This window comes from Cognatundibacterium aquatile, assembly GCF_014699135.1.
GTDB classification, from domain to species: Bacteria; Pseudomonadota; Gammaproteobacteria; order Burkholderiales; family Burkholderiaceae_D; genus Undibacterium; species Undibacterium aquatile.
The window spans coordinates 248165-263685 of the sequence record NZ_JACOFT010000005.1; the positions used below are offsets into that span (position 1 = coordinate 248165).

Below are 15521 nucleotides of genomic sequence, written 5' to 3' on the forward strand. Positions count from 1 at the left end.
GCATGAATCCGACTATCAAAAAAATCGTCTTGCTTGTTACAGTAGTTGCCATTGCAATCACTGCCTATGTTGTTTATCAGCGCCGGAATGGGGCGGATCCTAGTGACAGTGTGGTGAGCGGTAATGGTCGTATTGAAGCGACTGAAATCGATGTCGCGACCAAGCTCGGTGGGCGGGTGCAGGAGATTCTTGTTGCCGAGGGGGAGTTTGTTAAAGCAGGGCAATTGCTGGCGCGTATGCAAATCGATAGTTTGCAGGCGCAAAGAGATGAAGCCGTAGCACGTCAGCAGCAAGCTGAATATGCGGTGAAAGGCGCCGAAGCACAGGTTGCCTTACGCGAGAGTGATTTGCAGGCAACGCAGGCGTTGGTAGTGCAGCGCGAAAGTGAACTCGATGCGGCACAACGGCGACTGGCTCGCTCGGAAACGCTGTTCAAAGAAGGTGCTTCATCCGGTCAGGAACTCGATGATGATCGCGCACGTGTCAACAGTGCGGCCGCTGCCCTTGCCGCCACCAAGGCGCAGGTCCGGGCGGCAAATGCAGCGGTGACAGCGGCCGTGACACAAGTCACCGGGGCGCAGTCGAGCGTCCGGGCCGCTGCCGCGACCACTGCCCGGATCGATGTCGAACTGGCTGACAGCGAATTGAAAGCGCCACGTGCCGGACGGGTTCAATATCGTGTTGCGCAGCCGGGTGAAATTCTGGGCGGTGGTGGCAAGGTGCTGAATCTGGTTGATCTCTCAGATGTCTATATGACGTTTTTCGTGCCGGAAAGTGTTGCAGGGAAAGTTGCGCTTGGCAGTGAGGTGCGTATCGTTCTGGATGCGGCGCCGCAGTTCGTGATCCCAGCCAAAGTGTCGTTTGTTGCCAGCACGGCGCAGTTCACTCCGAAGACCGTCGAAACGGCCAGCGAACGTCAGAAACTGATGTTTCGCGTGAAAGCCAGAATTGATCGCGATTTATTGCTCAAGTACCTGCAACAGGTAAAAACGGGTTTGCCGGGCGTCGCGTGGATTAAGCCTGATACGCAAGCGGCATGGCCAGCATCGCTTAATTTGAAAGCGCTGCCGTGAGCCTGTCTGCTTCAGCATCACCTGTCGTGCGTGGTCAAAACCTGCGGCTGAATTACGCCAAGGTTTGTGCGCTGGATGATATTACGCTGGATATCCCAGCGAATTGTATGGTGGGGATTATCGGCCCCGATGGTGTTGGTAAATCCAGCTTGTTATCGCTGATTTCCGGCGCACGTGCCTTGCAGCAGGGATATCTTGACGTGCTCGGCGGCGATATGGCCAGCCGTCACCATCGTGAGCAGGTCTGCCCCCGCATTGCATATATGCCGCAGGGGCTCGGTAAGAATCTTTCCCCGACTTTGTCGGTTGAAGAAAACCTGCAATTCTTTGCCAGTCTGTTTGGGCATGATGCCACCGAGAGTCGTCGCCGCATTGATGAGTTGACGCGCAGTACCGGTCTGTCTCCTTTTCTGGATAGGCCAGCGAGCAAATTATCCGGCGGTATGAAACAGAAACTCGGTTTGTGTTGTGCGCTGATTCACGATCCGGATTTACTTATTCTGGATGAGCCGACTACTGGTGTCGATCCGCTGGCTCGTGCACAGTTCTGGGATTTGATTGCGCGTATTCGCGTCAGTCGTCCGGGTATGAGTGTCATCGTTGCGACGGCGTATATGGATGAAGCGCAAGGGTTTGACTGGCTGGTGGCGATGGATGATGGTCAGGTGCTGGCGACCGGAACACCTGCTGAACTGATGCAGAAAACGGCGACCCTCTCGCTGGAGGCAGCCTTCATTGGTTTGCTGCCGGAGATCAAGCGGCGTGGACACCAGCGAGTCGAAATCCCGCCGCTGACGATGGCCGACAGTGCTGCTGTCGCAATTGAGGCACAAAATCTGACGATGCGCTTCGGTGATTTTGTGGCGGTTGACCATGTCAGTTTTCGCATCCGGCGCGGTGAAATATTTGGCTTTCTCGGTTCGAATGGTTGCGGTAAATCGACCACGATGAAAATGTTGACAGGTTTGCTGCCTGCGACTGAAGGTGATGCATGGTTGTTTGGTCAGAAAGTGAATCCGCACGATATCGCGATTCGTCGTCGTGTCGGTTATATGTCGCAGTCGTTTTCCTTGTATGCCGAGCTGAATGTGCAACAGAATCTGATATTGCATGCGCGCTTATTCCATGTGCCTGAATCGGAAGTCGCGGCGCGTGTGGCGGATATGGTGGCACGTTTTGATTTGCAGGATGTTGTTGACATGCTGCCGGATAAACTGCCACTCGGCATACGGCAACGTCTGTCACTGGCCGTTGCGATGGTGCACCAACCCGAATTGCTGATTCTGGATGAACCGACGTCTGGCGTTGATCCTGTCGCACGTGATAATTTCTGGCGATTGATGATAGAGCTGGCGCGGCGCGACCACGTTACCATTTTTATCTCCACTCATTTCATGAATGAGGCTGAACGCTGCGACCGTATTTCCCTAATGCATGCGGGACGCGTACTTGCCAGCGATGCACCGGCAGCATTAGTTGCACAACGGGGTGCCGCAACGCTGGAACAAGCATTTATCGATTATCTGCTTGAAGCCGATGGAGGTGATGTTCCGCAACCAGTTTCTGATGCTAACGCGGTGGATAGTGTCAACAACGCCGTACTGCCTGCGTCTTCCGCCACATCAGCATCCAACTTCAGACAACGTTGCCGGCGCAGCCTTGGACGTATCTACACCTATACCTGGCGTGAAGCACTGGAATTAAAGCGCGATCCGGTTCGCAGCACGCTGGCCTTGCTGGGATCTTTGCTGCTGATGTTTGTGATGGGGTATGGCATCAGCATGGACGTTGAAAACTTACGCTTTGCCGTACTCGACCGGGATCAAACTGTATTAAGCCAGAATTACATACTCAATCTTGCGGGGTCGCGTTATTTTGTTGAGCATGCGCCGATTGCCGACTACGCAGAGCTTGACCGGCGCATGCGTAGCGGTGAGTTGTCACTGGCGATAGAAATTCCGCCTGGTTTCGCCCGCGATGTGGAGCGGGGAAAATCGGTGCAGATCGGTGCCTGGGTGGATGGCGCTATGCCGCAACGTGCAGAAACGGTGAATGGCTATGTGCAAGGCATGCACCAGCAATGGTTCTTACAGCAGGTGCATGAACGTACCGGATCAACTTTGTCAGGTGTCACCAGTGTGGAGACCCGTTATCGGTACAACCCTGATGTGAAGAGTTTGCCATCAATGGTGCCGGCGGTGATTCCGCTGTTGCTGTTGATGCTGCCTGCAATGCTGACGGCACTGGCGGTTGTGCGCGAAAAGGAGTTGGGTTCGATTATTAATTTTTATGTGACTCCGACAACGCGCAGCGAATTTTTGCTTGGCAAGCAAGTGCCGTATGTCGCGTTGGCAATGCTGAATTTTCTTTTAATGAGCCTTGCTGCCGTCACGATATTCGACGTACCCGTAAAGGGAAATTTCTTTGTTTTATTGCTTGCCGCGTGGTTGTTCAGCATTTGTTCAACCGGAATGGGCTTATTAGCTTCAGCATTGACCCGCAGCCAGATTGCAGCCATGTTTTTTACCATGATAGGAACGATGATTCCGGCCGTTCAGTTTGCCGGGCTGATCAATCCTGTTTCTTCGCTGGAAGGTATCGGGCGTCTGGTTGGACAGATTTATCCGGCAACGTATATGTTTAATATCAGCCGCGGCGTCTTCAGCAAGGCACTGGGTTTTGATGATTTGCACGCGGCATTCTGGCCCTTGTTGCTGGCAATTCCCGTTATTCTCGGCGCGGCGATTGCCTTGCTGAAAAAACAGGAGCGCTGATATGCAACGTCATCTGGCAAATATCTATCGTCTGGGCGTCAAAGAGTTATGGAGTCTCTGGCGTGATCCCATGATGCTGGCGCTGATTATTTATACATTCACTGCGGCGATTTATGTCGCCGGGACGGCGATGCCGGAAACCCTGAACCGCGCACCGATTGCGATTGTGGATGAAGATGATTCTGCTTTATCAGTGCGGATCATCTCTGCATTTTATCCACCGCAATTTACCAAACCAGTACGTATCAACCAGGCTCAGGTTGACCCCGGGCTTGACGCCGGACTCTACACATTTGTTCTGATCATTCCACCTGATTTTCAGCGCGATGTTATTGCCGGGAAGGCACCTCAGCTTCAGTTGAATGTCGATGCGACGCGCATGAGCCAGGCATTTTCCGGCAACGGTGCGATACAGCAAATAATCATGGGGGAAGTCAATGAATTTGTGCAACGTTATCGTGACACACCCATACAGCCCGTAGAACTTGCACTACGTTCGCGTTTTAATCCGGCACTCAATCCATCCTGGTTTGGCTCATTGATGGAGCTGGTGAATAACATTACGATGCTCTCAATTATTCTGACGGGGGCGGCGCTTATTCGTGAACGCGAGCATGGTACGGTAGAACATTTATTGGTGATGCCTGTGACACCGACTGAAATTATGTTGGCAAAAGTCTGGTCGATGGCATTGGTTGTGCTCGTTGCCGTGTTGGTCTCGCTGACCGTTATTATTCAAGGCGCCTTGCGCGTTCCGATTGACGGTTCCATCCCCTTATTCCTCATTGGTGTGACTTTGCATCTGTTTGCAACAACATCTATGGGAATTTTTATGGCAACTCTGGCACGGAGCATGCCGCAGTTTGGGTTGTTGATGATGCTGACGATGATGCCGCTGGAAATGTTGTCCGGTGGTATGACGCCACGCGAAAGTATGCCCGTTTTTGTTCAATGGCTGATGTCTCTGGCGCCTACAACGCATTTTACCGAGTTGAGTCAGGCCATTTTGTATCGCGGTGCCGGGTTTGAAGTTGTGTGGCGGGCTTTTTTTGCATTGTTAGTAATTGGTTCGGTGTTGTTCATGCTCTCGTTGGCACGTTTCCGCAAAACCTTAGGGCAGATGGCTTAAATCGAAAACTAAAAAATTATTAAAAAGATAAATAATAGGCTGTATTAACAAGCGTAAGCGTTGACCAAATTTAAAATTTTAAAATTAAAAAAAACGATGAAATTCAGTTTTTTTAAGAAAATAATAAATTTTTTATAATTTCAATGAAAAAAAAGTATAGTTTTTTTTAGTTTCGTAACATTACGTGTCAACCGAAGTGGCTTCCGGCTCGTTTTTCGACTCATAGAATCTTTGCCCGTACTTTTAACGCAGCGGAGATTCCCCAACAGGAGTCTGAAAAATGATTTACGAAATTTTGGTTCGCCCTTCCGATAATAAAAAGATGACGTCTGACAATCTGATCTGGATTGAGACCGATATGCCTTCCCGTTCCTTTGAAAAATGGATGCGTGATCGTGCATTGTTAGATGGAAGTGGACATGCGCCTATCGTTCGCTGGAGTATCGTACAGACTCAGCGTCCAGCGCATTTCAAATTGGCGACCCAGGCTAAAGCGTTGAAAAGCCGTATTTCAGAATTAATGAGCGGCATCGCGGAAGTAACAGCGGTTCCAGATGCGACGAAAGCACTGAGTGCATTCCGCCTGAAAGCAAAAACACCAGAATTGGCTGGCGCGTTCCACTAAGCACGTAGCCGCATAAAAAAAGCACGACAGACAGCAATGTCGATCGTGCTTTTTGTGTTTTGACAGTATTAACGCGGAATGTTCAGCGTTAATACATGCCGGTCAGAATTCTTCCCAGTCCTGATTTGACGTTGATGCCGTCGTAATTTGTTTGCGAGGAGCAGGTGCAGCTTTGACCGGACGCACCGCCGCAGTGGCTGGTTTCAGCGCACGTGCCGGTGTTTTGACAGGTGTGTTGGCCGTTTGCAGCTGCGCCGCAATTTTGAACTGCGCCACGACTTGCGTCAGATTATCAGATTGTTCACGCATACTTTCCGCCGCAGCGGCCGCTTCCTCAACCAGCGCAGCATTCTGTTGCGTCATCTCATCCATCTGATTGATCGCCATATTCACTTGCTCAATACCAGCGCTCTGTTCCTGACTGGCCGAACTGATTTCCGACATGATGTCAGCGACACGCTGCACGCTGGTCACGATTTCCTGCATCGTGCTACCCGCGTTATCCACCAGACGACTACCGTGCTCCACTTTACTGACAGAGTCATCAATCAACTGCTTAATCTCTTTCGCTGCCGAAGCACTACGTTGTGCCAGATTACGCACTTCCGATGCAACCACTGCAAAACCACGACCCTGTTCACCCGCACGAGCGGCCTCGACGGCTGCATTCAACGCCAGAATATTCGTCTGAAAGGCAATCCCATCAATCACCGCAATAATATCGACAATCTTATTCGAGCTGGCCTTGATTGAACCCATCGTTTCAACGACCTGATCAACGACTTCTCCCCCTTTAATCGCCACACCCGTTGCCGTCACCACCAGCTGATTTGCCTGACGCGCATTGTCCGCATTTTGTTTCACTGTTGAAGTCAGCTCTTCCATCGAAGACGCCGTCTCTTCGAGCGAACTAGCCTGAGATTCTGTTCTGGACGATAAATCAGCATTACCGGAAGCGATTTCAGCAGCGGCAACATTAATCGCGTCGGTGCCATTACGCACATCGGCAATCACATGACTCAGACCGCTGCTGACACCGTTAATGGCAGTGATCAAGGTACCGATTTCATCGTTACGGTGAACATCAACGACCTCCGTCAAATCGCCCATCGCCATTTTCTGAGCGACATTCGTTGCCTGAATCAAGGGTTCTGTAATCGAACGGGTGAGCAGCCAGCCGGTGACGATAGCCAGAGTGGTGGTGAGAAGAATCAAAACGATGAGTAAAGTACGGCTGCGTTCGTAATTCGCCTGGATCTCTGCGGCCATTGCGTCGATCTGTGAGCGTTGCAGTGCCTGCATTTCTTCTACTTTTTTCACGTAGCTTAGCGCAGTCGGCATGAATGTCTTTTCAAGCAACTGGTTCGCTTCGTCGGTATTTCCCTCTTTTTTCAGTGCCACGACTTTATTACGTGTGGACAAATAGGCTTCACGAAGTTTTTCAACTTCTTTCAAGAGTTTAATTTCTTGTTCACTCTGAAGTTGTTTTACGATTAATTTGAATAAGTCGGCTGATACTTTAGTTGACTCAGCCCCTTCTGCCTCAAAAAAAGCGGCTAAAGAAGGATCACTACTTTTAGCGATTGCGGCTGTCCTGCGGATTGCTGTGTGTATATAGCGATACCAATCGCTGATCAGGCGTTCGGTTGCAAGAGGTTCTTCTAATAAGGTCTTGGTCGATGTGGCAACTGTGTTGAGTTGTGTTAAGCCAACCAAAGTAGCGAAAATAGAAAAGACGAGGATAAGGGCGAAGCCCAGGCCTAGTCGTTTTCCGACGGAGAGCTGTTTGAGCAGTGAGTTCATATGTATTCCATTTCTCTAATGCATGAGGTGCACTGATTGAGGATTGTTGTAATGTGATGATTGCGAGGGTATTCGGATATGAAAGAAAAAACATTGCCGCAATTGCTGCGGTTTCATATGTCCGGCATTATATTCGTTAATCAGTGAAGGACATAGGACGTTTTTTTGTTCCAAAGCAATATCGTGATCTATATAGTTTTGTGTGGGTTTTTACTTCACCGGGGCTTTGCTGGATTGTTGAAAAATTGTGAGTCTTTTTAATTTAGCTGTTCTCTTCAGCTTAGCAAGCTCTGATGCAATGATGGCCTGAAGTATATTCAGTCATTGATCGGCGCTGTTAACGAATGCGCTTTCATATTTGTCTACGATGCCGCATAAAAAAAGCACGACAGACAGCAATGTCGATCGTGCTTTTTGTGTTTTGACAGTATTAACGCGGAACATTCAGCGTTAATACATGCCGGTCAGAATTCTTCCCAGTCCTGATTTGACGTTGATGCCGTCGTAATTTGTTTGCGAGGAGCAGGTGCAGCTTTGACCGGACGCACCGCCGCAGTGGCTGGTTTCAGCGCACGTGCCGGTGTTTTGACAGGTGTGTTGGCCGTTTGCAGCTGCGCCGCAATTTTGAACTGCGCCACGACTTGCGTCAGATTATCAGATTGTTCACGCATACTTTCCGCCGCAGCGGCCGCTTCCTCAACCAGCGCAGCATTCTGTTGCGTCATCTCATCCATCTGATTGATCGCCATATTCACTTGCTCAATACCAGCGCTCTGTTCCTGACTGGCCGAACTGATTTCCGACATGATGTCAGCGACACGCTGCACGCTGGTCACGATTTCCTGCATCGTGCTACCCGCGTTATCCACCAGACGACTACCGTGCTCCACTTTACTGACAGAGTCATCAATCAACTGCTTAATCTCTTTCGCTGCCGAAGCACTACGTTGTGCCAGATTACGCACTTCCGATGCAACCACTGCAAAACCACGACCCTGTTCACCCGCACGAGCGGCCTCGACGGCTGCATTCAACGCCAGAATATTCGTCTGAAAGGCAATCCCATCAATCACCGCAATAATATCGACAATCTTATTCGAGCTGGCCTTGATTGAACCCATCGTTTCAACGACCTGATCAACGACTTCTCCCCCTTTAATCGCCACACCCGTTGCCGTCACCACCAGCTGATTTGCCTGACGCGCATTGTCCGCATTTTGTTTCACTGTTGAAGTCAGCTCTTCCATCGAAGACGCCGTCTCTTCGAGCGAACTAGCCTGAGATTCTGTTCTGGACGATAAATCAGCATTACCGGAAGCGATTTCAGCAGCGGCAACATTAATCGCGTCGGTGCCATTACGCACATCGGCAATCACATGACTCAGACCGCTGCTGACACCGTTAATGGCAGTGATCAAGGTACCGATTTCATCGTTACGGTGAACATCAACGACCTCCGTCAAATCGCCCATCGCCATTTTCTGAGCGACATTCGTTGCCTGAATCAAGGGTTCTGTAATCGAACGGGTGAGCAGCCAGCCGGTGACGATAGCCAGAGTGGTGGTGAGAAGAATCAAAACGATGAGTAAAGTACGGCTGCGTTCGTAATTCGCCTGGATCTCTGCGGCCATTGCGTCGATCTGTGAGCGTTGCAGTGCCTGCATTTCTTCTACTTTTTTAATGAAGGTGGCCGACGCAGGTATAAACACTTTTTCCAGAACTTTGCTTGCTTCTTCTGCATTGCCTGCTTTTTTTAATGCACTTATCTGATCCCTTGACGATAAATAGCCAGCGCGCAATTGCTCAACTTCTTTCAGCATTTTTTTCTCTTGCTCGCTTTGGAATTTTTCTGTAATTCCCTTAAGTAGTGCCGACGAGTTCTTAGTGGACTCTGCTTGTTCTTCTGCAAAAAAAGCAGCTAAAGAAGGATCGCTGCTTTTCGCGATCGCTGTTGCACGACGTATGCCGGAGTGGATATTACGGTACCAGTCGCTGATCATACGTTCGGCAGCAAGGGGCTCTTCCAGTAAGGTCTTCGTTGAGGTCGCGACATTGTGCAATTGTGTTAAGCCGACCAACGTAGCGAAAATGGAAAAGACGAGGATAAGGGCGAAGCCCAGGCCTAGTCGTTTTCCGACGGAGAGCTGTTTGAGTAGTGAGTTCATATGTATTCCATTTTTCTAATGCAAGAGACACATTGATTGAGGATTCTTTTATTTGAGTATGATGAAAATCGGATATGAAAAAAAAGCAGTGATATGAACACTGCAGCGTCATACGAGATGAAATTATATGGGTGAACTACTTACGTAAATGTACTGATTTTTTGTTTCGGCGCAATTTCAGCTTAGATAATTGAAATTGTGTCTCTATTTGTCCGCGTTGTCTTATCTGGCTTCGTCAATTCAAATCAGTCATAAGATTTATGCGGCCTTGTTTTACAATGAGTTTTTTGAGCACAGATAACCGTTATGGCAAGGCTACCCCGTTTAGTAATTCCTCAGACTTTGCATCACGTATTACAGCGAAGCCATGAAGGGATACTGTTATTCAGGGATAACGAGGATTACACGACTTTTCTGAGTTGGCTTGCGCAGGCGGCAAAGCAGTTTCAAGTTGCGATCCACGCTTATATTTTGATGCCGGATCATTTTCATCTTTTACTGACACCCTCAGATGAACAGGGTTTGAGTAAATTTATGCAATGGGTGGGGCGTTACTACGTACCTTATTTCAACCGGAAATATCAGCGATCCGGGAGTCTGTGGCAGGGACGATATAAAGCGACCGTGTTGGAGGCAGAACGGCATTTCCTGCAGTGCAGTTTGTATGTGGAGGGCAGCCCCCTGCGTAGTGGATTGGTTACCGATGCGAGTGAGTATCCGTGGTCAAGTTACCAGCATCATATCGGACAGAGGACAGATCCTCTGGTCTCAGATCACCCCATATTTTGGGCTTTGGGAAATACACCCTTTCAACGGGAAGCAAATTACAAGGAAATGATGAGCCAATCCTTATCTGTCGCGGATATGGCACAGTTAGACAATGCTGTGCAAAAAGGATGGCTGCTGGGATCAGCGTCGTTTCAGAAAGAAATCAGCAAGTTGACTGAGCGGCGCGTCGCTCCGGCGAAGCGTGGACGACCAAGAAAAATGCCAAAGGCCCCGATAGATTAACGTTGTGTGAAATCGATGCGGATTAAGACAAAAGTTCGAATTAAATAACTCTGACCCTATTAAAAAATATGGCAATTTAATTCTTATTTTATTTGTCTCTGACCCTAATTATTTAGATTGAACTTTCTTTTGCGCTGCACTATTCTCATCACCAGACTTTCAATTTTTCCATCTGGAGATCGCTATGCATGCCCAAGGTTTATACGACCCATCCAATGAACATGATGCCTGTGGCGTCGGTTTTATTGCACACATTAAAGGCAAGAAAAATCACGCTATCGTCGAACAGGGTTTGCTGATCTTGAAAAATCTCGATCACCGCGGTGCTGTCGGTGCCGATCCTTTGATGGGCGATGGTGCCGGTATCCTGATTCAGATTCCTGATCAGTATTATCGTGAAGAGATGGCAAAGCAGAACATCCAGTTGCCGCCGCCAGGTGAGTATGGTGTTGGTATGATCTTTTTGCCAAAAGAGCATGCGTCCCGTCTGGCCTGTGAGCAGGAAATCGAGCGCGCAGTCAGGGCAGAAGGTCAGGTTGTTCTGGGCTGGCGCGATGTTCCGGTAGATCGCGAGATGCCGATGTCGCCAACGGTGCGTGACAAAGAGCCTGTGATTCGCCAGATATTCATCGGACGTGGCGCGGACATCATGGTGACTGACGCACTCGAGCGTAAGCTGTACGTGATCCGTAAATCTGCCGTACATGCGATTGAAGCATTACATTTGCTGCATGGTAAAGAATATTTTGTACCGTCGATGTCGGCACGTACCATTGTATATAAAGGTCTGTTGCTGGCAGATCAGGTTGGCGTTTATTACAAAGATTTGCAAGATGAGCGCTGTGTTTCTGCGCTGGCTCTGGTGCATCAACGGTTTTCTACCAACACTTTCCCGGAATGGCCACTGGCTCACCCATACCGCATGATTGCGCACAATGGCGAAATCAATACTGTCAAAGGTAACTTCAACTGGATGCGAGCACGCGAAGGGGTGATGAAATCTGCGGTACTGGGCGATGATTTGCAAAAGCTCTACCCGTTGATTTTCGAAGGTCAATCCGATACCGCGAGCTTTGATAACGCGCTTGAATTGCTGGTCATGGCAGGTTATCCGATCGCACAGGCAATGATGATGATGATTCCTGAAGCATGGGAAAATCATACCCTGATGGACGACAATCGCCGCGCATTCTACGAATACCACGCTGCGATGATGGAACCATGGGATGGCCCTGCCGCGATGGCGTTTACTGATGGCCGTCAGATTGGCGGTACGCTGGATCGTAATGGTCTGCGTCCTGCGCGTTATATCGTGACTGACGATGATCTGGTGGTGATGGCGTCGGAATCCGGCGTACTGCCTATTCCTGAATCGAAAATTATTCAGAAGTGGCGTTTGCAGCCAGGAAAAATGTTCCTGATCGATCTGGAAGCGGGTCGCATCATCGATGACAAAGAAATCAAAGATACCTATGCCAACGCGAAACCCTATAAGCAGTGGATACAATCTGTCCGCATTAAACTCAGCAGCCTGAATGCTGAGCTGGACGTCGCACCGGAAGCGGCCACTTTGCTGGATCGCCAGCAAGCCTTTGGTTACACACAGGAAGATATCAAATTCCTCATGGCACCGATGGCGACCAATGGTGAAGAGGCGATCGGTTCTATGGGGAATGATTCCTCATTGGCCGTGATGTCGAACAAGCTCAAGCCGCTCTATAACTATTTCAAACAGCTGTTTGCTCAGGTGACGAATCCGCCGATTGATCCTATCCGCGAAGCGATGGTGATGTCGCTGGTATCGTTTATCGGCCCTAAACCTAACTTACTCGATACGAATAACATCAATCCACCGATGCGTTTAGAGGTTTCTCAGCCGGTATTGGATTTCGCAGATATCGCCAAATTGCGCAATATCAGCGCAAATACCGGTGGCAAGTTCAAATCGTATGAACTGGATATCTGCTACCCGATCGCCTGGGGGAAAGATGGTATTGAAGCGCGTCTCGCCTCCATCTGCGCAGAAGTGGTCGACGCGGTGAAATCCGGTCATAACATCATGATCATCACCGACCGCAAAATGAACGCTGATTTTGTGGCGATTCCAGCATTGCTGGCAACTTCTACCGTTCATCAGCACTTGGTCAGCAAGGGCTTGCGTACCACAACCGGTCTGGTCGTCGAAACCGGCTCAGCACGCGAAACACACCACTTTGCTTTGCTTGCAGGATACGGCGCAGAAGCGGTACATCCGTATCTGGCGATGCAGACGCTGGCCGATATGGCGAAAGATATGTCCGGCGATTTGTCGGCAGAAAAAGCCATTTACAACTACACCAAAGCGATTGGTAAGGGCTTGATGAAAGTGATGTCCAAAATGGGCATTTCTACCTATATGTCCTACTGCGGTGCGCAGATTTTTGAAGCGATCGGCCTGAATAAATCTCTGGTTGACAAATACTTCAAAGGCACAGCGTCGAATGTCGAAGGTATAGGCGTTTTTGAAGTGGCAGAAGAAGCACTGCGCCTGCATAAACTGGCGTTTGGCAAAGATCCGGTATTAGCCAATGCCCTGGATGCAGGTGGTGAATATGCGTACCGTGTCCGTGGTGAAGACCATATGTGGACGCCGGATGCGATTGCAAAACTGCAGCACTCGACCCGCGCGAATAACTACAATTCGTATAAAGAGTATGCACAGATCATCAATGATCAGTCGAAACGCCACATGACTTTACGTGGTCTGTTCGAATTCAAAATAGACCCATCCAAAGCAATTCCTGTGGAGCAGGTCGAGCCAGCAAAAGAAATCGTTAAACGTTTTGCGACTGGAGCGATGTCTCTCGGTTCCATCAGCACCGAGGCGCATGCAACGCTGGCGGTGGCGATGAACCGCATCGGCGGCAAATCAAATACCGGCGAGGGCGGTGAGGATCCTGCGCGTTATCAGCAAGAGCTCAAAGGAATACCTATCAAGCAGGGTGCAACACTCGCTTCGGTGATTGGTAAAGAACAGATAGAAGTGGATATCCCTTTGCAGGATGGCGACTCCCTGCGCTCCCGTATTAAACAGGTCGCATCCGGTCGTTTTGGTGTGACTGCCGAATATCTGACATCGGCTGATCAGATACAGATCAAGATGGCGCAAGGTGCGAAGCCGGGTGAAGGCGGGCAGTTACCTGGTCATAAAGTATCTGAGTACATTGCGAAGTTGCGTTTCTCAGTACCAGGCGTGGGCTTGATTTCTCCGCCTCCGCACCATGATATTTACTCGATTGAAGATCTGGCGCAGTTGATTCATGACCTGAAAAATGTCAATCCGCATGCATCGATTTCCGTCAAGCTGGTATCTGAAGTGGGTGTCGGTACGATTGCCGCTGGTGTGTCGAAAGCCAAGGCAGATCATCTGGTGATCGCAGGTCACGATGGTGGTACCGGCGCTTCACCGTTGTCATCGATCAAACATGCTGGCACACCGTGGGAACTCGGCTTGTCCGAAACCCAGCAAACGCTGGTACTCAACGGCTTGCGTGGACGTGTTCGCGTACAGGCAGACGGTCAGATGAAAACTGGGCGTGACGTTGCAATAGCTGCGATGCTGGGTGCAGACGAAATCGGATTCGCAACTGCGCCGCTGGTTGTGGAAGGTTGCATCATGATGCGTAAGTGTCACCTGAATACCTGCCCTGTCGGCGTCGCAACACAAGATCCGGTACTGCGGGCGAAATTCTCAGGTAAGCCCGAATATGTCGTGAACTATTTCTTCTTTGTTGCTGAAGAATTACGTCAGATCATGGCGCAACTCGGCGTGCGTACTTACGATGAGCTGATCGGGCGGGTTGACCTGTTGGATAAATCCAAAGCGGTATCGCACTGGAAAGCCAAAGGTCTGGACTTCAGCCGTATCTTCCATCAGCCAGAACTGGCCGATGGAGCAGCAGTCCGTCATGTTGATGTGCAGGATCATGGCCTCGAAAAAGCACTTGATAACAAACTGATTGCGCAGGCAAAACATGCGCTGGAAACTGGTGAGAAAGTTTCCTTCATTTCTCCGGTGAAAAATCTGAATCGTACTGTCGGTGCGATGCTGTCCGGTGAAGTGGCGAAGAAATATGGTCACACTGGCTTGCCTGACGACACTATCCATATTCAGTTGCAAGGAACGGCAGGGCAATCTGCCGGCGCGTTCCTCGCGCATGGTGTGACGCTCGATCTGGTCGGTGAAGGCAATGACTATGTCGGTAAAGGTTTATCCGGTGGTCGCATCATCATTCGTCCGAATACCGAGTTCCGTGGCTGGGCCGTCGATAACATTATTTGCGGCAATACCGTGTTGTACGGCGCCATCTCTGGTGAAGCGTTTATTAATGGCGTCGCCGGTGAACGTTTCGCTGTACGTAATTCAGGCGCAGTTACTGTGGTGGAAGGAACTGGTGATCATGGTTGCGAATACATGACTGGCGGTACGGTTGTCGTGTTGGGCAACACTGGACGTAACTTTGCTGCCGGTATGTCTGGTGGTATTGCGTATGTCTATGACCCGGAAGGGACGTTTGAAAGCAAATGCAATATGTCTATGGTGACCCTGGAACCTGTGCTGGCAGGCGATATTCAGGCGACTTCAATCGATAAATCGATCTGGCACAGTATGTTGCGTGGCGGTGAAGGTGATACCGATGAGGCGATTTTGCGTCAGCTGATTGAGCGTCATTTCAAACACACCGGCAGTACCCGCGCCCGTAACTTGCTGGATAACTGGGCAAGCAGCCGCGCTAAGTTCGTCAAAGTATTCCCGACCGAGTACAAACGTGCGCTGGCTGAAATGTACGCTGCCAGAAACGCTGCCAATGAAAAAGACAAAGTCGTCGCGTAGTTGAGATGAGGTACCCCTTGCCGGGGTGCCTGCTCCTGTGCGATTCACGATAGATAGGGCAACAGCCC

The 15521-nt window shown here is 49.9% G+C and carries 8 protein-coding genes; 6 read left to right on the forward strand and 2 right to left on the reverse strand.

Going from position 1 to position 15521, the window contains the following annotated elements; all coding sequences use genetic code 11:
• Window positions 1-2 precede the first annotated feature (2 nt).
• From H8K26_RS14455 to H8K26_RS14470, 4 genes are all read left to right on the forward strand, one after another.
• Complete coding sequence (locus tag H8K26_RS14455) at window positions 3-1073, forward strand: HlyD family secretion protein (protein WP_190480498.1); 1071 nt, start codon at window positions 3-5, stop codon at window positions 1071-1073.
• Window positions 1070-3847 (forward strand): ribosome-associated ATPase/putative transporter RbbA, encoded by a 2778-nt coding sequence (gene rbbA, locus H8K26_RS14460; protein WP_190480500.1) that lies wholly within the window; start codon window positions 1070-1072, stop codon window positions 3845-3847. Before H8K26_RS14455 ends, rbbA begins: the two co-directional genes overlap by 4 nt.
• A 1-nt stretch (window position 3848) precedes the next feature.
• On the forward strand, window positions 3849-4976 hold the full coding sequence (locus H8K26_RS14465; protein ID WP_186884492.1) for an ABC transporter permease: 1128 nt from the start codon (window positions 3849-3851) through the stop codon (window positions 4974-4976).
• 280 nt (window positions 4977-5256) lie between these two features.
• The gene (locus H8K26_RS14470; protein ID WP_186897745.1) at window positions 5257-5601 is read left to right on the forward strand and encodes a hypothetical protein; all 345 of its coding nucleotides are present in this window, start codon (window positions 5257-5259) and stop codon (window positions 5599-5601) included.
• Between the two features lie 102 nt (window positions 5602-5703).
• Here H8K26_RS14470 and H8K26_RS14475 read toward each other — a convergent pair whose 3' ends face one another.
• The gene (locus tag H8K26_RS14475) at window positions 5704-7404 is read right to left on the reverse strand and encodes a methyl-accepting chemotaxis protein (protein WP_190480502.1); all 1701 of its coding nucleotides are present in this window, start codon (window positions 7402-7404) and stop codon (window positions 5704-5706) included.
• A gap of 464 nt (window positions 7405-7868) precedes the next feature.
• Window positions 7869-9569, reverse strand: a complete 1701-nt coding sequence (locus H8K26_RS14480; RefSeq protein ID WP_190480505.1) for a methyl-accepting chemotaxis protein — start codon at window positions 9567-9569, stop codon at window positions 7869-7871.
• Window positions 9570-9875: 306 nt separating this feature from the next.
• Between H8K26_RS14480 and H8K26_RS14485 the strand changes: the two genes are divergently transcribed.
• Window positions 9876-10580, forward strand: a complete 705-nt coding sequence (locus H8K26_RS14485; protein ID WP_186884496.1) for a transposase — start codon at window positions 9876-9878, stop codon at window positions 10578-10580.
• Between the two features lie 184 nt (window positions 10581-10764).
• Entirely contained in the window at window positions 10765-15453 is a 4689-nt protein-coding gene (locus tag H8K26_RS14490; RefSeq protein WP_190480507.1) for a glutamate synthase-related protein, read from the forward strand.
• Window positions 15454-15521 lie beyond the last annotated feature (68 nt).

Coding starts and splice junctions, on each gene's coding strand:
- H8K26_RS14455 (WP_190480498.1), top strand. CDS start 3: ATGAATCCGACTATCAAAAAAATCGTCTTGCTTGTTACAGTAGTTGCC.
- H8K26_RS14465 (WP_186884492.1), top strand. CDS start 3,849: ATGCAACGTCATCTGGCAAATATCTATCGTCTGGGCGTCAAAGAGTTA.
- H8K26_RS14470 (WP_186897745.1), top strand. CDS start 5,257: ATGATTTACGAAATTTTGGTTCGCCCTTCCGATAATAAAAAGATGACG.
- H8K26_RS14475 (WP_190480502.1), bottom strand. CDS start 7,404: ATGAACTCACTGCTCAAACAGCTCTCCGTCGGAAAACGACTAGGCCTG.
- H8K26_RS14480 (WP_190480505.1), bottom strand. CDS start 9,569: ATGAACTCACTACTCAAACAGCTCTCCGTCGGAAAACGACTAGGCCTG.
- H8K26_RS14485 (WP_186884496.1), top strand. CDS start 9,876: ATGGCAAGGCTACCCCGTTTAGTAATTCCTCAGACTTTGCATCACGTA.
- H8K26_RS14490 (WP_190480507.1), top strand. CDS start 10,765: ATGCATGCCCAAGGTTTATACGACCCATCCAATGAACATGATGCCTGT.